Origin of the sequence: Caballeronia telluris, from assembly GCF_001544495.1 — a bacterium.
GTDB lineage: Bacteria > Pseudomonadota > Gammaproteobacteria > Burkholderiales > Burkholderiaceae > Caballeronia > Caballeronia telluris.
In genome coordinates, this window is the sequence record NZ_FCNZ02000017.1 from 43688 (window position 1) to 63629 (window position 19942).

The following is a 19942-nucleotide window of genomic DNA, read 5'->3' on the forward strand; positions in this document are numbered from 1 at the left end:
CAGCGTGGAGCGCGCGTGAACACCCTGGAGTCATTGTGCAACTGACGGAATTGATTGAAACCACGGTCTCGGGCCTGGGCTACGAGCTTGTCGATCTCGAGCGTTCGGGAGGCGGCATGTTGCGCGTGTACATCGACCAGCCCGCCGGAATCGCCATCGAAGACTGCGAGAAAGTCACGCGTCAGCTTCAGTATCTGCTCGAAGTCGAAAACATCGATTACGACCGGCTCGAAGTCTCTTCGCCGGGTCTCGATCGGCCTCTCAAGAAACTGGCGGACTTCGAACGCTTCGCGGGCAGCGAAGTGGTCATCACATTGAAAAAGCCGCTGGACGGGCGCAAGTCGTACCGGGGCATCGTGCATGCGCCGGACGGCGAAACGATTGGTTTGGAATTTGAAGGGAAGGACGGCGCCGCGATGCTCGATTTCACGCTCGCGGACCTCGATAAAGCACGTCTCGTCCCCAAGGTTGACTTTAGGAGCCGCAAACAATGAGTCGCGAAGTTTTGATGCTGGCGGATGCGCTGGCGCGCGAGAAAAACGTCAACAAGGACGTGGTGTACGCAGCGCTGGAAGCCGCGCTGGCTTCGGCAACGAAAAAGCTGTTCGAGGAAGATGTCGACATCCGCGTCGCGATCGATCGCGAGAGCGGCGAGCATGAAACCTTCCGCCGCTGGCGCGTCGTGCCGGACGAGGCAGGCCTGCAGGAGCCGGACCAGGAAATCCTGCTGTTCGAAGCGAAGGAAGAGAAGCCGGACGCCGAAGTCGATGACTTCATCGAGCAGCCGATCCCGTCGATCGAATTCGGCCGTATCGGTGCGCAGGCGGCGAAGCAGGTCATTCTTCAGAAGGTTCGCGACGCTGAGCGCGAGCAGATCCTGAACGACTTCCTCGAGCGCGGCGAGAAGATCATGACCGGCTCGGTCAAGCGTCTGGACAAGGGTAATTTCATCGTCGAATCGGGTCGCGTCGAAGCACTTTTGCGCCGCGACCAGCTGATTCCGAAGGAAAATCTGCGCGTCGGCGACCGCGTGCGCGCCTATATCGCGAAGGTCGACCGCACCGCGCGCGGCCCGCAGATCGAACTCTCGCGCACGGCGCCCGAGTTCCTGATGAAACTGTTCGAAATGGAAGTGCCGGAAATCGAGCAGGGTCTGCTCGAAATCAAGGCGGCCGCGCGCGATCCTGGCGTGCGTGCGAAAATCGGTGTGATCGCGTACGACAAGCGAATCGACCCGATCGGCACCTGTGTCGGTATTCGCGGTTCGCGCGTGCAGGCGGTGCGAAACGAGCTCGGTGGCGAGAACGTCGACATCGTGCTATGGTCGGAAGATCCCGCCCAGTTCGTGATCGGCGCCCTCGCGCCGGCAGCCGTACAATCGATCGTCGTCGATGAAGAAAAGCATTCGATGGACGTCGTCGTCGACGAGAACGAACTCGCGGTCGCGATCGGCCGCAGTGGCCAGAACGTCCGGCTCGCCAGCGAACTCACCGGCTGGCAGATCAACATCATGACCCCGGATGAATCCGCCCTGAAGCAGAACGAGGAACGCGGCACGCTGCGCGGCCTGTTCATGGCGCGTCTCGACGTCGACGAGGAAGTCGCCGATATCCTGATCGACGAGGGCTTCACGAGCCTCGAAGAGATCGCGTATGTGCCGCTCAACGAAATGCTCGAAATCGAAGCCTTCGACGAAGACACGGTGCACGAACTGCGCAACCGCTCGCGTGACGCGCTGCTCACGATGGCGATCGCCAACGAAGAGAAAGTCGAAGGTGCCGCACTCGATTTGAAGAGCCTCGATGGCATGGACAACGAACTGCTCTCGAAGCTTGCAGAACACCAGATCCAGACGCGCGACGAACTCGCTGAACTGGCTGTGGATGAGCTGGTCGACATGACCGGCATGGAAGAGGATGCCGCTAAGGCGTTGATCATGAAAGCACGTGAACACTGGTTCCAGTGAGAAATGACCATGGCGCACTGACATATCGCGGCCAGTTCGGCCGCATGACCCCGATCTAACAGCAAGGAATCTGTCCTTGCATCAAGAGGAATGAATGGCGAGTAACAACGTAGCCCAATTTGCCGCGGAACTCAAAATGCCTGCAGGCGTGTTGCTGGAGCAACTGCAGGCGGCTGGCGTCCAGAAAGCGAGCGCTGACGACAACCTGTCCGAAACGGACAAGGCGCGCCTGCTCGATCATTTGCGCAAGTCGCACGGTTCCGCCGACGCCGACAAGCGCAAGATCACTCTGACCCGCCGGCATACGTCGGAGATCAAGCAATCCGACTCTACGGGTAAAGCTCGCACCATTCAGGTCGAGGTGCGCAAGAAGCGTGTCTTCGTGAAACGCGACGAACAAGGCGCCGAGCAAGTGGTCGAGGCGCAGAATCACGTCGAGGACGAAGTCGACGAAGCCGAATTGCAGCGTCGCGAGGAAGAAGCGCGGCATGCGGCGGAGCTGCTCGAAAAGGAAGCGCAGGAGCTGAAGGAACGCCAGGAGCGCCTCGAGCGCGAAGAGGCGGAGCGCCGTGCGCGCGAGGACGCGGCCGAAGCCGAGCGTCGCCGTGCCGAGGAAGAAGCGGCGAAGCGCGCTGCCTCCATGAAGGAAGCGGCCGAAGTCTCGAAGGCGGCGGCCGCCGCGCGTCAGGAACAGCGCACGGAAGCCAAGGCCGACAAGCAGGCTGAGAAACAAGGCGAAAAACAAGCGGAAAAGCAGGCCGAGGAAGCGCCGAAGCCGGATGCCGCCGCGCAGCAGAACGAAGAGAAGGCCGCCGCCGAGCGCGCCGCTCAGCGCGAAGCCGCCAAGAAGGCCGAGGAAGCCGCGCGCGCCGCGACTGAAAAGGCGCGCGCCGAGCAGGAACAGATTGCGAAGCGCCGTGCCGCGGCGGAAGCCGAAGCGCGCGCGATCCGCGAAATGATGAACACGCCGCGCAAGGCGCAGCAGGCGAAGCCAGCCGAGCCGGCGCCTGCCGTCAAGCCGGCGGAAGCGGCGAAGGCCGTCGAGGCGAAGGGCACGCTGCACAAGCCGGCGAAGCCGGAAGGTGCGGTGTCCGCACGTCCGGCCGCGGCGAAGAAGCCGGCGGCCGGCGCGCCGGCCACGACCGCACCGTCGTCGCCGGACAAGAAGAAGGCCGGCGGCAAGGGCGGCTGGCAGGACGACGCAGCCAAGCGTCGCGGCATCAAGACCCGCGGCGACACGAGCGGCGGCGTCGATCGCGGCTGGCGCGGCGGTCCGAAGGGACGCGGCAAGCATCAGGATCAGACGACGTTCCAGGCGCCGACCGAACCGATCGTACGCGAAGTGCACGTGCCGGAAACCATTTCGGTCGCCGATCTGGCGCACAAGATGGCGGTGAAGGCTTCGGAAGTCATCAAGGTGATGATGAAGCTCGGCCAGATGGTCACGATCAATCAGGTGCTCGACCAGGAAACGGCGATGATCGTCGTCGAGGAGCTCGGTCACCGTGCGGTCGCGGCGAAGCTGGACGATCCGGAAGCGCTGCTCACCGAAGGCGAAACGACGGAAGAAGCGGGCGAACGCCTGCCGCGTCCGCCGGTCGTCACGGTCATGGGTCACGTCGACCACGGCAAGACGTCGCTGCTCGACTACATCAGGCGCGCGAAAGTGGCGGCGGGCGAAGCGGGCGGGATCACGCAGCATATCGGCGCCTATCACGTCGAAACGCCGCGCGGTGTCATCACGTTCCTCGATACGCCGGGTCACGAGGCCTTCACGGCCATGCGTGCGCGCGGTGCGAAGGCAACCGACATCGTGATTCTCGTGGTCGCAGCCGATGACGGCGTGATGCCGCAGACGAAGGAAGCGATCGCCCACGCGAAGGCGGGCGGCGTGCCGATCGTCGTCGCGATCAACAAGATCGACAAGCCGGATGCGCATTCCGAGCGCGTGAAGCAGGAACTCGTCGCGGAAGGCGTCGTGCCGGAAGAGTACGGTGGCGATTCGCCGTTCGTCGAAGTGTCGGCGAAGACGGGTCAGGGCATCGACGAACTGCTGGAAAACGTCTCGCTCCAGGCCGAAGTGCTGGAACTGACGGCGCCGATCGAAGCGCCGGCCAAGGGTCTCGTGATCGAAGCGAAGCTCGACAAGGGCAAGGGTCCGGTTGCAACGATCCTGGTTCAGTCGGGTACGTTGAACCGCGGCGACGTCGTGCTGGCAGGCAGCGCCTACGGTCGCGTGCGCGCCATGCTCGACGAAACGGGCAAGCCGACGAAGTCGGCGGGTCCGTCGATTCCGGTCGAGATCCAGGGTCTGTCGGAAGTGCCGGGCGCGGGCGAGGAAGTCATCGTGCTGCCGGACGAGCGCAAGGCGCGCGAAATCGCGCTGTTCCGTCAAGGCAAGTTCCGCGACGTGAAGCTCGCGAAGCAGCAGGCCGCGAAGCTCGAAAACATGCTCGAGCAGATGGGCGAAGGCGAAGTACAGAACCTGCCGCTCATCGTCAAGGCCGACGTGCAGGGCTCGCAGGAAGCGCTGGTGCAGTCGCTGCAAAAGCTCTCGACCAACGAAGTGCGCGTGCAGATCGTGCACAGCGCGGTCGGCGCGATCAGCGAATCGGACGTCAACCTCGCGACGGCGTCGAAGGCGGTCATCATCGGCTTCAACACGCGTGCGGATGCGCAGGCGCGCAAGGTGGCCGAGAACAACGGCATCGACATCCGCTACTACAACATCATCTATGACGCTGTGGATGAAGTGAAGGCGGCGATGTCCGGCATGCTGTCGCCGGAGAAGCGCGAAGTCGTGACCGGCACGGTCGAAGTGCGCCAGGTGATCCGCGTGCCGAAGATCGGCCTGATCGCGGGTTGTATGGTCACGGACGGCGTCGTCAAGCGCAGCTCGTCGGTGCGCGTGATCCGCAACAACGTGGTGATCCATACCGGCGAACTCGACTCGCTCAAGCGCTTCAAGGACGACGTGAAGGAAGTGCGTCAGGGCTTCGAATGCGGCATGTCGATCAAGAACTTCAACGACATCGTCGAAGGCGACCAGTTCGAAGTGTTCGAAGTCACCGAAGTGGCTCGTACGCTGTAAGATAGCCCGCCGTAAATCAAGGCGGAGCGGGCCTCTAGGTCCGCTCCGCTTTTTTTATGGGCGCGGCACGGCAACACGGCACGACAATAAGGGAAACCATCATGGCCAAGAAACGTACCTCACCGAATCGCAACGTGCAGATCGCGGACCAGATCCAGCGGGATTTGTCCGAGCTGATGCGCGAGGTGAAGGACCCGCGCGTCGGAATGGTGACGATCCAGAGCGTCGAACTGACGCCGGACTACGCGCACGCGAAGGTCTATTTCACGACGCTGACGGGCGATCCGCAGCAGACGCAGGACGGCCTGAATCACGCGGCCGGGCACCTGCATAACCTTTTGTTCAAGCGCCTGCACATCCACACGGTTCCGACGCTGCATTTCCACTACGACCAGACGATCGAGAAGGCTGTCGAAATGTCGAAGCTGATCGACGAAGCCAACGCCACGCGCGCGAAGGACGATGAGGAAGGTGCCTGACCGATGAAGGGTTCGAATGGTCCGGCGCGTCCGAAGATCCCGCGCCGCGCGCTCGATGGCGTGTTGCTGCTCGACAAGCCGCTCGGGCTGTCGAGCAACGATGCGCTGATCCGCGCGAAGCGTCTCTATCTGGCGAAGAAGGCGGGGCACACGGGCACGCTCGATCCGCTCGCGACGGGTTTGCTGCCGCTCTGCTTCGGCGAGGCGACGAAGTTTTCGCAGGATCTGCTCGAAGCCGACAAGACTTACGAGGCGACGATGCGCCTCGGCATCCGCACGACGACGGGCGACGCGGAAGGCGAAGCGCTCGACACGCGCGAGGTGACCTGCGACGAAGCGGCGGTCTTGGCTTCGATGGCGCAGTTTCGCGGCGAGATCACGCAGATTCCGCCGATGTATTCGGCGCTCAAACGCGACGGCAAGCCGCTCTACGAATACGCGCGTGCCGGGCAGACGGTGGAACGCGCGGGCCGTCAGGTGACGATTCACGCGCTCGAGCTGCTGGCCTGTGCGCTGCCGATGGTGACGTTTCGCGTCACGTGCAGCAAGGGCACGTACGTGCGCACGCTGGCGGAGGATATCGGCGAGACGCTCGGTTGCGGCGCGCATCTCGTGGCGCTGCGGCGCACCGGCGTCGGCGCGCTGACGCTCGAACACGCAGTGACGCTCGACGCGTTGTCGGATGCGGAAGAGGCCGAGCGCGATCGCTGGCTGCAGCCGGTCGATGCGCTGCTCTCGACGTTTCCTTCGGTCCATCTCGATGCCGATGCGGCGCGCCGCTTCCAGCACGGCCAGCGGTTGAAGCTGTCGGAAGTATCGGCGGGACTAGTCGAAGACGGCCGCGTGCGCGTCTACGCGGACGAGGGCGCAACGCTCCTCGGCGTCGCGAAGGCGGGCGAGGGCGTGCTGGCGCCCGAGCGGCTGGTGGTCAGTTCGGCGTCGAGCTGAGCGCATAAAAAAGCCCGGAGCACGTCCGGGCTTTTTCACATCCGCGCGACGCGAAGCGGCTTCAATGCGCCGCCGAAGCCGCCGCCGCCGAATCCCCGCCGCCGGCCCGCTCGGGTTTGGTAATCCAGATCAACGCGATCAGCGCGACGAAAATCCCCGCCGACAGATAGAACAGATCGTTGACGCCCAGTTGCGCGGCCTGCTGCGTCGCCATGCTGTTGTAGAGCCCATAAGCTTGCGACTGATTCAGCCCGGCCGCGCCCATCATCTGCCCGACCGAACTGGCGAACGTCGGGTTATAGGCGTTCGCTTGCTCGACCAGTTGCGCGTGATGCACGATCGACCGATGCTCCCACGCCGTCGAAAAAATCGACGTGCCGATGCCGCCGCACATGATCCGCACGAAGTTCGACAGACCCGACGCCGCCGGAATCCGGTGCCCCGGCAGCCCCGACAGCGTAATCGACACGAGCGGGATAAAGAAGCCGGCCATGCCGATGCCCTGAATCAGCGTCGGCATCATCAGCGAGTAGGTGTCGACGCCCGTCGTGTAGCGCGAGCGCATCCAGAAACACAGCGCGAATACGAGGAACGCAGCCGTCGCGATCTTGCGCGGATCGGTACGCGGCAGGAATTTGCCCGTCACCGGCGAGAGCAGAATTGCGAACACGCCGACCGGCGCCATGACAAGCCCGGCGTCGGTCGCCGTATAGCCGATGTCGGTTTGCAGCCAAAGTGGCAACAGCACGAGATTGCCGAAGTAGAGGCCATAGCCGATCGACAGCGCGATCGTCCCGCCGGTGAAATTGCGCAGCTTGAAGAGCGACAGGTCGACGACCGGATGCTCCGCCGTCAGCTCCCACACGATGAAGAACGCCAGCGCGATCACCGCGATCAGCGTCAGCACGACGATCGTCGTGGAATTGAACCAGTCGAGGTCCTTGCCCTTGTCGAGCATCACCTGCAGCGAGCCGACCCAGATCACGAGCAGCGCGAGACCCACCGTGTCGATCGGCGCCTTGCGGATCACCGAATCGCGGTCGCGGAAGATCGCGAACGTCGCGAGCGCGGCCGCGATGCCGACCGGAATGTTCACATAGAAGATCCACGGCCACGAGATGTTGTCCGAGATCCAGCCGCCGAGAATCGGGCCGGCGACAGGCGCGATCAGCGTGGTCATCGACCACATCGACAACGCAATCGGCGCCTTCGAGCGCGGATAGCTCGCGAGCAGGAGCGTTTGCGAAAGCGGGATCATCGGACCCGCGACGGCGCCCTGGAACACGCGCGCGGCGAGCAGGATCGGCAGCGTCGGCGCGAGCCCGCAGAGCCACGACGCGATCACGAACAGCACGATCGACGAAAGAAAGAGCCGGACTTGTCCGAAGCGCTGCGTGAGCCAGCCGGTGAGTGGCACCGAAATGGCGTTGGCGACCGCGAAGGACGTGATGACCCACGTTCCCTGGTCGGAAGCCACGCCGAGGTCGCCCGAAATCGACGGAATCGAGACGTTCGCGATCGACGTGTCGAGGACGTTCATGAACACCGCGAGCGACACCGCGATCGTGCCGATCACGAGTTTCGCGCCTTCGAGCGGCGGATGAACGACGTTTTGCTGAGACATGTGACGGAGCCTTGTGCGGGTTGCTTACATCAGCTTCGAAGCCTGAGCCGACTTCGGCGGGCGAACAGCCGAAGCGGCCGAGCCTTGCGCGCCGTGTCCCGAACCCGCGTTTTCCTGGATGATGCGGGCGATTTCCGCATCGGCCTGATCGCCGTACTTGTCGAAGACGTTCGTCTGGTAGACGGTGTTCGGCGCGGTGCCGAGCTGGCCGCCTTCCTCGCTCTTGATGGTCACGTCGGCGGTCATCGAGAGGCCGATGCGCAGCGGATGCTGTTCCAGTTCCTTCGGATCGAGCGCGATGCGCACCGGCAGGCGCTGCACGACCTTGATCCAGTTGCCGGTCGCGTTTTGCGCGGGCAAGAGCGAGAACGCGGAGCCGGTGCCGGCCGAGAAGCCGATCACCTTGCCGTGATAGACGACGCTCGAACCGTACAGATCGGCGGTCAGTTCCACCGGCTGGCCGATGCGCATGTGCTTCAGCTGCACTTCCTTGAAGTTGGCATCGACCCAGACGGCGTTGAGCGGCACGATCGCCATCAGCGGATTGCCCGGCGACACGCGCTGGCCGACCTGCACCGAGCGCTTCGCGACATAACCCGTGACGGGCGCCGGCAGCGTGTTGCGCGCGTAGTTGATGTACGAATCGCGGACCTTCGAGGCGGCGGCGAGCACGTTCGGGTGGCTCGCGATCGTCGTGTTCGACGTGAGCGAGCGGTTCGACGCGAGTTCCTGCTGGGCGGCGTCGAGCGCGGCCTGCGCGCCGCGCACGGCGTCGCGAGCGTGCGCGATTTCTTCCTGCGACACGGCGCCCGTCTGCGCGACGGTCATGCGGCGGCGCAGATCGTCCTGCGCGCGCGACAGATCGGACTTGCGCAGCGCGACTTGCGCTTCGTACTGGTTGTCGTTGACGAAGAGCGTACGAACCTGGCGCACGGTCTGCGCGAGATTCGCTTCGGCCTGATCGAGCGCGACCTTGGAATCGGCCGGATCGAGCGAGACGAGCGGATCGCCGACCTTGACGGTCTGCGTGTCGTCGGCGTTGACCGAGACGACCGTGCCGACGACTTGCGGCGTGATCTGCACGACATTGCCGTTCACGTAGGCGTCGTCGGTCGCTTCATGGAAGCGCGCGACGAGGAAGTAGTACAGCCCGTACGCGACGGCCGCGATGATGATGACGAGCACGATCAGCGTCATCAGCGTGCGGCGCTTCGTGTTGTTCGTCTTCGGCGCCGGTGCTGCGGCGGTTTGTTGAGGGTCGCTCATGGATGGCTCCGTTCTTTATCTGTTCGGTGATGCAATGTTCTTTGGTCTGCCGCTGGTTTACTTGGCCGGCGCGGCTTTCGCCGCCTGCTTCTGGCCGCTGCCGTCGATAGCGAGATTCGTGCTCGTCGCGTCGAACCCGCCGCCGAGCGACTTGATGAGGCCGATCTGCAGATCGCGGCGCCGCATCTTCAGATTCGTGACGGTCTGCTCGTTCGCGAGCCGGTTTTCGTCGGCGGAGAGCACCTGCAACTGCGGCGAGAGACCCGCCTTGTAGCGAATCACGGCGAGGTCGTAGGCGTGCGTCGCGGCATCGAGTGCGCGTTCGGCGTCGCCCATCTGGCGATCGAGCGAGCGGATCGATGCCACTTGCGTCGCGACGTCGTTCAGCGCGTTGATGAGCGTCTGATTGTAGTTCGCGATGTCGAGGTCGAAATCGGCGTAGCGGCCCTTCAGTTGCGAGCGCAGATAGCCGGCGTCGAAGATCGGCAGGTGGATGGCCGGGCCCGCCTGGATCTGGCGGCTGCCAGCGGTCAGGAATTTGCTCCAGCCGAACGCATCGAAGCCGAACGCGGCCGCGAGATTGATGTCCGGGAAGAACTCGGCCTTCGCTTCCTTCACGTTCTGCGTGGCGGCTTCGACCTGCCAGCGCGCGGCGACGATGTCCGGACGGCGCGACACGAGGTCGGCGGGCACGTTGTCCGGCAGCGAGACGGCGGCCTGCGGGTTTACGACCGGTTTCGCAATTTGCAGCCCCCGATCCGGCCCCTTGCCGAGCAGCGCGCCGAGTTGATAGCGCACGGTCGTGATCTGGCCGTCGAGCTCGGTCAGGTTCGACTGGCTCGTCGCGATATTGCCTTCGGCCGTGCGGCGCTCGACGTTCGTGTCGAGGCCCGCAGTGACGCGCCCGTTCGTGATCCGTCCGACGTTGTCGCGGTTGGCGATCTCGCGCTGGGCGACGTCGCGCAGCGCGTAGAGCAGCGCGAGCTGGTTATAGGTGCGCGCCACCGACGCGGCGAGCGTCACGCGCGCCTGCTGCATGTCGGCCTCGGCGGCTTTTTCCTGCGACACCGCCATGTTCAGGCGCGCGCGGTTCTTGCCCCACAGGTCGAGGTCCCACGTCGCGCTGACGAGCGCATTGTTCTCGCTGAACCACGTGCCGCCGTAGGGCGGCGGGAAGAGGGCGTTGCCCGAATAGAGTTCGCGGGTCCACGAATACTGGCCCGTCACCTTCGGATAGAGGCTCGAGCGCGAACTCTCGATATACGACGACGCCTTCCCGATCCGCGCCTGCGCCTGGGCGATCGACGGGCTGCCGGCGAGCGCCTCGTCGATCAGTTGCGGCAGTTGCGGATCGCCGAACTGCGTCGCCCAGTCGAGCGACGGCCACTGGCCGCCTTGCGCGGGCAGGCTCTGCGTGCTTTCGAGCGTTTCGGGCGCGGTGATCTGCTTGTCGCTGCTGATGCCGGCGTAGTTCGCGCAGCCCGCGAGCGCGAGCGCCGCGACCGCCACGGCGAGCGCGCCGCGCGAGGCGCGGGGGGCGGAGACATGTTTCATCGCTCGATTCATACGGTTCGACGGATGGTGGACATTGCAATCAATTTCTTTCAGATTCATGACGAAAGTTAGTTGTCAGCGCAATGGTGAGGCGGCAGGTTTGTCGGCCGCGGCGCTTGCGAGCGCCACGCAGCTCGGATCGCAGGAATTGGCGAGAATGCGTCGCAGCAGGCTCTTCAGGAAGCCGACTTCCTCGGGCGAAAAGCCCATCAGAAGTTTGTCGAGCACGCGCGAAAAGATCGCCGGAATCTTCTCGGCGAGCGCGAAGCCTTCGGGCGTGAGCGCGAGCCGGACGACCCGGCGGTCCTCGTCGCTGCGCACGCGTGAGAGCAGGCCGCGCTTTTCCAGCCGGTCGATGAGCCGCGTGACCGCGCTCGCGTCGATGCCGTATTCGCGGGCGAGATCGGCCGCCGTCAGGCTTTTTCCGGCGGCGAGCATGAACACCATGCTTGCCTGCGTGCTGGTGATGCCGAGTTCGGCGGACGTGTGCTGGTTGACCATGTTCCACATCGTCGAGCGAACCCGGCTAACCAGATAGCCGACGCTTTCGCCAAGCTGGTACTCACCGATGGGTGACGGGGGAGTGGGCGCGTCGCTCATGAATTCTCGTGCGGTTGCAATAGTTGACTAGGCAGGATTATAGGTGTGGTCCTTTGACGCGGCAAGCAGTTTATGAGAACGCTTAAAAGTGCGCAGCGGCCCGCGCGACAAGCTTTTCGTAAGCTTTTTCGTCATCAGCAGCGGCCCGCCTGCTGCGGCTAAGATTCGGGGTTAAGTCCTATTGTCAAAAGCGTTCGGAGGCAGACATATCTGCGTGCTATAATTTTGGGTTCCCATTGCGCCAATGATCGATTCAGACGACGAGCGATTCAGACCTCGAGCTGCCGATCCGGGCCATTCAGCCGATCCCTGTCAAAGGGATTGCCCGGGCTGAGCAGGCTCGCACCACGGCGCCCAACTGCAGATATCCTATGACTCGCGCCCTTCGCAACATCGCCATCATTGCCCACGTCGACCACGGCAAGACTACGCTCGTCGACCAACTGCTTCGCCAGTCGGGCACGTTCCGAGACAACGAGAAAATCGCCGAGCGCGTCATGGACTCGAACGACATCGAAAAGGAACGTGGCATCACGATTCTTGCGAAGAACTGCGCGGTCGAATACGAAGGCACGCACATCAACATCGTCGACACGCCCGGACACGCCGACTTCGGCGGTGAAGTGGAGCGCGTGCTGTCGATGGTCGACTCGGTGCTCCTGCTTGTCGACGCCGTCGAAGGCCCGATGCCGCAAACGCGCTTCGTCACGAAGAAGGCGCTCGCGCTCGGCCTCAAGCCGATCGTCGTGATCAACAAGGTGGACCGTCCGGGCGCGCGTATCGACTGGGTGATCAACCAGACCTTCGATCTCTTCGACAAGCTCGGCGCCACCGAAGAACAGCTCGATTTCCCGATCGTGTACGCGTCGGGCCTGAACGGCTATGCCGGCCTCGATCCCGAAGTGCGCGACGGCAACATGCGCCCGCTCTTCGAAGCCATCCTGGAACACGTGCCGGTCCGTCCCGCCGACCCGGACGCGCCGCTGCAGCTTCAAATCACCTCGCTTGACTATTCGACCTACGTCGGCCGGATCGGCGTGGGCCGCGTCGCGCGCGGGCGCATCAAGCCCGGCATGGCGGTCGCCGTGCGCTCGGGTCCGGATGGCGCGATCATCAACCGCAAGATCAACCAGGTGCTGTCGTTCCGCGGCCTGGAGCGCGTGCAGGTGGAAGAAGCGCAGGCGGGCGACATCGTGCTGATCAACGGTATCGATGAGATTGGCATCGGCGTCACCATTTGCGCACCGGAAGCGCCCGAAGCGCTGCCGATGATCACCGTCGACGAACCGACGCTCACGATGAACTTCCTCGTGAACTCATCGCCGCTCGCGGGCCGCGAAGGCAAGTTCGTGACGAGCCGCCAGATCCGCGACCGTCTGATGAAGGAACTGAATCACAACGTCGCGCTGCGCGTGAAGGAAACCGGCGACGAAACCACGTTTGAAGTGGCGGGCCGGGGCGAGTTGCACCTGACGATTCTCGTCGAGAACATGCGCCGCGAAGGCTATGAACTCGCGGTGTCGCGTCCGCGCGTGGTGATGCAGGAAATCGACGGCGTGAAGCACGAGCCGTACGAAAACCTGACCGTCGACATGGAAGACGGCCACCAGGGCGGCGTGATGGAAGAACTCGGCCGCCGCAAGGGCGAAATGCTCGACATGGCGTCGGACGGCCGTGGCCGCACGCGTCTCGAGTACAAGATTTCGGCGCGCGGGCTGATCGGTTTCCAGAGCGAATTCCTGACGCTCACGCGCGGCACGGGCCTGATGAGCCACACGTTCGATTCGTACGCGCCCGTCAAGGACGGCGCGGTCGGCGAGCGCCGCAACGGCGTGCTGATTTCGCAGGACGACGGCGCGGCTGTCGCGTATGCGCTGTGGAAGCTGCAGGATCGCGGCCGCATGTTCGTGTCGCCGGGCGATGCGCTGTATGAAGGCATGATCATCGGCATTCACAGCCGCGACAACGACCTCGTCGTGAACCCGATCAAGGGCAAGCAGTTGACCAACGTGCGCTCGTCGGGCACCGACGAAGCCGTGCGCCTCGTGCCGCCGATCCAGATGTCGCTGGAATACGCGGTCGAGTTCATCGACGACGACGAACTCGTCGAAGTGACGCCGCAGTCGATTCGCCTGCGCAAGCGCCACCTGAAGGAACACGAGCGCCGCCGCGCGAGCCGCGAAGGCGCTGTCGACTAAGTCCGACGCTGGTATATCACGAGCGAAAGCCGCCTTCGGGCGGCTTTTTCTTTGCCTGCTCGACCTTGCCTTCATTGTTTCGCGCGATGTAAAAGGCGCTTGCTTTATGCGCTAAACGGCCCCAGATGCCTGCTGTGACGAGCGGCCGGGCTGCGACCATCGGCTATATCGACTATGTGTTCTGTGCTATGCTAGGCGGATATGTTGCCGATTTTTAGGTCCTTCCAAGCAGACTTGATTCGCGCAATCCGCTAAACGGTCAGGCCGTGTCGCGGAAGGTTTCTTAACCCGCTATTTCTCGAGAAACTCGAAGAAAGGTGAGCGTAAAAATGATGAAGCAATTCCAGTCGAACTCTTATCTGTTCGGCGGCAATGCTCCGTACGTCGAAGAGTTGTACGAAGCTTATCTGGATAATCCCGCGTCCGTCCCGGACACCTGGCGTGATTATTTCGACGCGTTGCAGAACGTGCCCGCCTCCGACGGCACGGCTCACAACGACGTGGCCCACGGCCCGATCGTCGAATCGTTTGCCCAGCGCGCGAAGGCCAATGCCTTCATCCCGCGCGAAGCTGCAGGCGACCTCGCCACCGCGCGCAAACAAGTCTACGTCCAGTCCCTCATCGGCGCGTACCGGTTCCTCGGCTCGCAATGGGCGAATCTCGATCCGCTCAAGCGCCGCGAACGTCCGCATATCCCCGAGCTCGAACCTGCGTTCTACGACTTCACCGAAGCCGACATGGACCAGACGTTCCATGCCCAGAACCTGTACTTCGGCTTCGAGCAGGCGTCGCTGCGCGAGATCGTCAAGGCGCTGCGCGACACGTACTGCGGCACGATCGGCGCCGAGTTCATGTACATCAGCGATCCGGAACAGAAGCGCTGGTGGAAGGAAAAGCTCGAATCCATCCGTTCGACGCCGAATTTCACGCCCGAAAAGAAGAAGCACATCCTGAATCGCCTGACGGCTTCCGAAGGCCTCGAGCGCTTCCTGCACACCAAGTACGTCGGCCAGAAGCGCTTCTCACTGGAAGGCGGCGAGAGCTTCATCGCGTCGATGGACGAAGTCGTGCGTCACGCGGGAAAGAACGGCGTCCAGGAAATCGTGATCGGCATGGCGCACCGCGGGCGCCTGAACGTGCTCGTGAACACGCTCGGCAAGATGCCGGCCGACCTCTTCGCCGAATTCGAAGGCAAGCACGTCGACGACCTGCCGGCCGGCGACGTGAAGTATCACAAGGGCTTCTCGTCGGATGTGTCGACGGATGGCGGCCCGGTTCACCTGTCGCTCGCGTTCAACCCGTCGCACCTCGAAATCGTCAATCCGGTGGTCGAAGGGTCGGCGAAGGCGCGCATGGACCGTCGCGGCGACGAAAACGGCATGCAGGTGTTGCCGGTGCAGATCCACGGCGACGCGGCCTTCGCGGGCCAGGGCGTCGTGATGGAAACGCTGAACCTCGCGCAGACGCGCGGCTACGGCACGCACGGCACGCTGCATATCGTCATCAACAACCAGATCGGCTTTACGACCTCCGACCCGCGTGACTCGCGCTCGACGCTGTATTGCTCGGACGTGGTCAAGATGATCGAGGCGCCGGTGCTGCACGTGAACGGCGACGATCCCGAAGCGGTCGTGCTCGCCACGCAGCTCGCCATCGACTTCCGGATGCAGTTCCACAAGGATGTCGTGATCGACATCATCTGCTTCCGCAAGCTTGGCCACAACGAGCAGGACACGCCGGCCGTCACGCAGCCGCTGATGTACAAGACCATCGCGAAGCACCCGGGCACCCGCGCGCTGTACGCGGAAAAGCTCGTGCAGCAGGGCGTGATCACGGCTGAAGACGCCGACAACTACGTCAAGGCGTACCGTCAGGCGATGGACGAAGGCCATCACACCATCGACCCGGTGCTCTCGAACTACAAGAGCAAGTACGCGGTGGACTGGGTGCCGTTCCTGAACCGCAAGTGGACCGACGCCGCCGATACGGCCGTGCCGCTCGCGGAACTGAAGCGCCTCGCCGAGCGTATCACCACGATTCCCGAGAACTTCAAGGTGCATCCGCTCGTCGAGCGCGTGATCAACGATCGCCGCGCGATGGGCCGTGGCGAATCGAAGCTCGACTGGGGCATGGGCGAACATCTGGCGTTCGCGTCGCTGGTCGCATCGGGCTACGCCGTGCGTCTGACGGGCCAGGACTCGGGCCGTGGCACGTTCACGCACCGCCACGCTGTCCTGCACGATCAGAACCGCGAGCGCTGGAACGACGGCACGTACATCCCGCTGCAGAACATCGCCGAAGGTCAGGCGAAGTTCTCGGTGATCGACTCGGTGCTGTCCGAAGAAGCGGTGCTCGGCTTCGAGTACGGCTATTCGACGGCCGAACCGAACACGTTCGTCGCGTGGGAAGCGCAGTTCGGCGACTTCGTGAACGGCGCGCAAGTGGTGATCGACCAGTTCATCTCGTCGGGCGAAGTGAAGTGGGGCCGCGTCTCCGGTCTCACGATGCTGCTGCCGCACGGCTACGAAGGCCAGGGTCCGGAGCACTCGTCGGCGCGTATCGAGCGTTTCCTGCAACTGTGCGCGGATCACAACATGCAAGTGGTCCAGCCGACCACGCCGGCGCAGATGTTCCACCTGCTGCGCCGCCAGATGATCCGTTTGTTCAGGAAGCCGCTCATCATCGCGACGCCGAAGTCGCTCCTGCGTCACAAGGAAGCGGTGTCGGATCTGTCGGAGCTGGCGAAGGGTTCGTTCCAGCCGGTGATCGGCGAAGTCGACGAAACCATCGAGCCGAAGAAGGTCAAGCGCGTAGTGTGCTGCTCGGGCCGCGTGTACTACGACCTGGTCGCGCATCGCCGCGAAGCGAAGTTGAACGACGTTGCCATCGTGCGTATCGAGCAGCTTTATCCGTTCGCGCACAAGCAGTTCGACGCGGAACTGAAGAAGTACGAAAACGCGGCCGAAGTGGTCTGGGTGCAGGACGAGCCGCAGAATCAGGGCGCCTGGTTCTACATCGAGCATCACCTGCGCGACGGCATGAAGGAAGGTCAGAAGCTGGCATACAGCGGACGTCCGGCTTCGGCATCGCCGGCTGTCGGCTACTACGCGAAGCACTACGAGCAGCAGAAGGCGCTGGTCGAAGGTGCGTTCGGCCGCCTGAAGGGCGCGCAGACCATCGCGAAGTAAAGGCGCAAAGAACCGGGCGAGCCTGAAGCAGGCGAATCCGGTTCTCCCGTATGGCCGTGTCGCGGCGCTCGCAACCGTTCGATGCGCGCACCGGCCGCCGGGTTCGTACTCACAAGACACGTATTAGGACAATTCAGAATGGCTATTGTAGAAGTCAAGGTTCCCCAGCTCTCCGAATCGGTTTCGGAAGCCACGATGCTGCAGTGGAAGAAGAAGCCCGGCGAAGCCGTCGCGCAGGACGAAATCCTCATCGAAATCGAAACCGACAAGGTCGTGCTGGAAGTGCCGGCACCGTCCGCCGGCGTGCTCGCGCAAGTCATCAAGCATGACGGCGACATCGTGACCGCCGACGAACTCATCGCCAAGATCGACACGGAAGCGAAAGCGGGCGAAGCGCCTGCCGCGGTCGCCGCAGCGGGCGACGCCGAAGTGAAGCCGGCACCGGTGGCGGCCGTTGCGGCCGCGCCCGCAGCGCAAGCCGCGCAGGCAACGGGTTCGAGCGGCACGGCATCGCCAGCGGCGAACAAGATCCTCGCGGAGAAGGGCGTGTCGGCCGATCAGGTCGCGGGCTCGGGCCGCGACGGCCGCGTGACCAAGGGCGACGCGCTCGCCGCTCCGCTGGGCGCGCCCGGCGCGTCGTCGGCACCCGCGGCGGCACCGGCTGCGAAGGCCGCGCCCGCGCCGGCCGCGCGCCCCGCCAAGCCGTCCCTGCCGGACGTCAAGGCGCCGGCTTCCGCCGACCAGTGGGTCAAGGACCGCCCGGAGCAGCGCGTGCCGATGTCGCGTCTGCGCGCGCGTATCGCCGAGCGTCTGCTCGAATCGCAGCAGACCAACGCCATCCTGACGACGTTCAACGAAGTCAACATGGCGCCGGTCATGGACCTGCGCAACAAGTACAAGGACCGCTTCGAGAAGGAACACGGCGTGAAGCTCGGCTTCATGTCGTTCTTCGTGAAGGCCGCCGTCCACGCGCTGAAGAAGTTCCCGCTCGTGAACGCGTCGATCGACGGTAACGACATCGTCTATCACGGCTACTTCGACATCGGTATCGCGGTGGGTTCGCCGCGCGGTCTCGTGGTGCCGATCCTGCGCAACGCCGACCAGATGAGCCTCGCCGACATCGAGAAGAAGATTGCCGAATTCGGCCAGAAGGCGAAGGACGGCAAGCTCTCCATCGAGGAAATGACGGGCGGTACGTTCTCGATCTCGAACGGCGGCGTGTTCGGCTCGATGCTCTCGACGCCGATCATCAACCCGCCGCAGTCCGCGATTCTCGGCGTGCACGCAACGAAGGAACGCGCTGTCGTCGAAAACGGCCAGATCGTGATCCGTCCGATGAACTATCTGGCGCTGTCGTACGACCACCGCATCATCGACGGCCGCGAAGCCGTGCTGTCGCTCGTCGCGATGAAGGACGCGCTGGAAGATCCGGCCCGCCTGCTGCTCGATCTGTAAAACACATTCAAGGACGCACGGCGCGCGGGATAGACTCGCGCGCGCCGCGACGCCAACAAGAGAAGGAAAGTCATGTCCAAGGAATTTGACGTCGTCGTGATCGGCGCCGGCCCCGGCGGCTATATCGCGGCGATTCGCGCGGCGCAACTCGGCAAGTCGGTTGCGTGCATCGAAAAGTGGAAGAACCCGGCCGGCGCGCTGAAGCTCGGCGGCACGTGCCTCAACGTGGGCTGCATTCCGTCGAAGGCGCTGCTCGCGTCGTCGGAGGAATTCGAGAACGCGACGAAGCATCTCGGCGATCACGGCATCAGCGTGTCGGACGTGAAGCTCGATGTTTCGAAGATGCTCGCCCGCAAGGAAGGCATCGTCGAGAAGATGACGAAGGGCATCGAGTTCCTGTTCCGCAAGAACAAGATCACTTGGCTCAAGGGCCACGGCAAGTTCACCGGCAAGACCGACGCCGGCGTGCAGATCGAAGTGTCGGGCGAAGGCGATACCGAAACCGTCACGGCGAAGAACGTGATCATCGCGACGGGTTCGAAGGCGCGCCATCTGCCGAACATTCCGGTCGACAACCGAATCGTTGCCGACAACGAAGGCGCGCTCTCGTTCGAAGCCGTGCCGAAGAAGCTCGCCGTGATCGGCGCGGGCGTGATCGGCCTGGAACTCGGCTCGGTGTGGCGGCGTCTCGGGTCGGACGTGACCGTGCTCGAAGCGCTGCCGGCGTTCCTCGGCGCCTGCGACGACGCGCTCGCGAAGGAAGCGGCGAAGCAGTTCAAGAAGCAGGGCCTCGACATTCACCTCGGCGTGAAGATCGGCGAAGTGAAGACGACGGACAACAGCGTCTCGCTCGCCTACACCGATAAGGACGGCAACGCGCAGACGCTGGACGCGGACCGCCTGATCGTGTCGATCGGCCGCGTGCCGAATACCGACAACCTCGGTCTCGAAGCGATCGGCCTGAAGGCGGACGAGCGCGGCTTCATCCCCGTCGACGACCATTGCGCGACAAGCGTGCCGAACGTCTACGCGATCGGCGACGTCGTGCGCGGCCCGATGCTCGCGCACAAGGCGGAAGACGAGGGCGTGCTCGTGGCCGAGATCATCGACGGCCAGAAGCCGCACATCGACTACAACTGCATTCCTTGGGTGATCTACACCGAGCCGGAAATCGCGTGGGTGGGCAAGACGGAGCAGCAACTGAAGGCCGAAGGCCGCGAGATCAAGTCCGGCCAGTTCCCGATGATGGCGAACGGCCGCGCGCTCGGCATCAACAAGGCGGAAGGTTTCGTCAAGATGATCGCTGATGCGAAGACGGACGAAATCCTCGGCGTGCATATCATCGCCGCGGACGCCTCGGACCTGATCGCCGAAGCCGTGGTGGCGATGGAGTTCAAGGCGGCGTCGGAAGACATCGGCCGCATTTGCCATCCGCATCCGTCGCTGTCGGAAGTGATGCGTGAAGCGGCACTCGCCGTCGACAAGCGCGCGCTCAACATGTAGTTCCAGTCGTACCGGAGCGGCACCACGACGAAGGCGGGCGGGAGGTTTCCCGCTCGCCTTCGTCATATCC

At 63.7% G+C, this 19942-nt stretch carries 14 protein-coding genes; 9 read left to right on the plus strand and 5 right to left on the minus strand.

The genetic code is table 11. The features are described from left to right. Nucleotides 1-35: 35 nt before the first annotated feature. From rimP to truB, 5 genes are all read left to right on the plus strand, one after another. Nucleotides 36-494: a ribosome maturation factor RimP gene (rimP, locus tag AWB66_RS21320; protein WP_087632168.1), complete on the plus strand. Its 459-nt coding sequence runs from the start codon at nucleotides 36-38 to the stop codon at nucleotides 492-494. Continuing rightward, a complete protein-coding gene (nusA, locus tag AWB66_RS21325; RefSeq protein ID WP_087632169.1) occupies nucleotides 491-1966 on the plus strand; it encodes a transcription termination factor NusA in 1476 nt (491 codons plus the stop codon). Before rimP ends, nusA begins: the two co-directional genes overlap by 4 nt. Before the next feature lie 94 nt (nucleotides 1967-2060). Next, nucleotides 2061-5057, plus strand: a complete 2997-nt coding sequence (gene infB / locus AWB66_RS21330; protein ID WP_087632170.1) for a translation initiation factor IF-2 — start codon at nucleotides 2061-2063, stop codon at nucleotides 5055-5057. A 101-nt stretch (nucleotides 5058-5158) separates the two neighbouring features. After that, nucleotides 5159-5536, plus strand: a complete 378-nt coding sequence (gene rbfA, locus AWB66_RS21335; RefSeq protein ID WP_087632171.1) for a 30S ribosome-binding factor RbfA — start codon at nucleotides 5159-5161, stop codon at nucleotides 5534-5536. Between the two features lie 3 nt (nucleotides 5537-5539). Beyond that, the gene (gene truB, locus AWB66_RS21340; RefSeq protein WP_087632172.1) at nucleotides 5540-6484 is read left to right on the plus strand and encodes a tRNA pseudouridine(55) synthase TruB; all 945 of its coding nucleotides are present in this window, start codon (nucleotides 5540-5542) and stop codon (nucleotides 6482-6484) included. 61 nt (nucleotides 6485-6545) lie between these two features. Here the strand turns inward: truB and AWB66_RS21345 are convergent, their stop codons facing one another. The 4 genes from AWB66_RS21345 to AWB66_RS21360 form a co-directional block, all read right to left on the minus strand. Beyond that, the gene (locus tag AWB66_RS21345; protein ID WP_087632173.1) at nucleotides 6546-8108 is read right to left on the minus strand and encodes a DHA2 family efflux MFS transporter permease subunit; all 1563 of its coding nucleotides are present in this window, start codon (nucleotides 8106-8108) and stop codon (nucleotides 6546-6548) included. Nucleotides 8109-8132: 24 nt separating this feature from the next. Continuing rightward, nucleotides 8133-9374: an HlyD/EmrA/EmrK family protein gene (locus AWB66_RS21350; protein WP_087632174.1), complete on the minus strand. Its 1242-nt coding sequence runs from the start codon at nucleotides 9372-9374 to the stop codon at nucleotides 8133-8135. A 57-nt stretch (nucleotides 9375-9431) separates the two neighbouring features. After that, complete coding sequence (locus AWB66_RS21355; RefSeq protein WP_087632175.1) at nucleotides 9432-10928, minus strand: efflux transporter outer membrane subunit; 1497 nt, start codon at nucleotides 10926-10928, stop codon at nucleotides 9432-9434. Between the two features lie 75 nt (nucleotides 10929-11003). After that, nucleotides 11004-11528 (minus strand): MarR family winged helix-turn-helix transcriptional regulator, encoded by a 525-nt coding sequence (locus AWB66_RS21360; RefSeq protein ID WP_087632176.1) that lies wholly within the window; start codon nucleotides 11526-11528, stop codon nucleotides 11004-11006. Nucleotides 11529-11899: 371 nt separating this feature from the next. Between AWB66_RS21360 and typA the strand changes: the two genes are divergently transcribed. Then, a complete protein-coding gene (gene typA / locus AWB66_RS21365; protein WP_087632177.1) occupies nucleotides 11900-13726 on the plus strand; it encodes a translational GTPase TypA in 1827 nt (608 codons plus the stop codon). 16 nt (nucleotides 13727-13742) lie between these two features. Here the strand turns inward: typA and AWB66_RS33740 are convergent, their stop codons facing one another. Further along, nucleotides 13743-13886, minus strand: a complete 144-nt coding sequence (locus AWB66_RS33740) for a hypothetical protein (protein ID WP_159462928.1) — start codon at nucleotides 13884-13886, stop codon at nucleotides 13743-13745. A 169-nt stretch (nucleotides 13887-14055) separates the two neighbouring features. Between AWB66_RS33740 and AWB66_RS21370 the strand changes: the two genes are divergently transcribed. From AWB66_RS21370 to lpdA, 3 genes are all read left to right on the plus strand, one after another. Then, on the plus strand, nucleotides 14056-16914 hold the full coding sequence (locus tag AWB66_RS21370) for a 2-oxoglutarate dehydrogenase E1 component (RefSeq protein ID WP_087632178.1): 2859 nt from the start codon (nucleotides 14056-14058) through the stop codon (nucleotides 16912-16914). Between the two features lie 138 nt (nucleotides 16915-17052). Further along, nucleotides 17053-18369, plus strand: a complete 1317-nt coding sequence (odhB, locus tag AWB66_RS21375; protein ID WP_087632179.1) for a 2-oxoglutarate dehydrogenase complex dihydrolipoyllysine-residue succinyltransferase — start codon at nucleotides 17053-17055, stop codon at nucleotides 18367-18369. Nucleotides 18370-18441: 72 nt separating this feature from the next. After that, complete coding sequence (gene lpdA, locus AWB66_RS21380; RefSeq protein WP_087632180.1) at nucleotides 18442-19872, plus strand: dihydrolipoyl dehydrogenase; 1431 nt, start codon at nucleotides 18442-18444, stop codon at nucleotides 19870-19872. Nucleotides 19873-19942 lie beyond the last annotated feature (70 nt).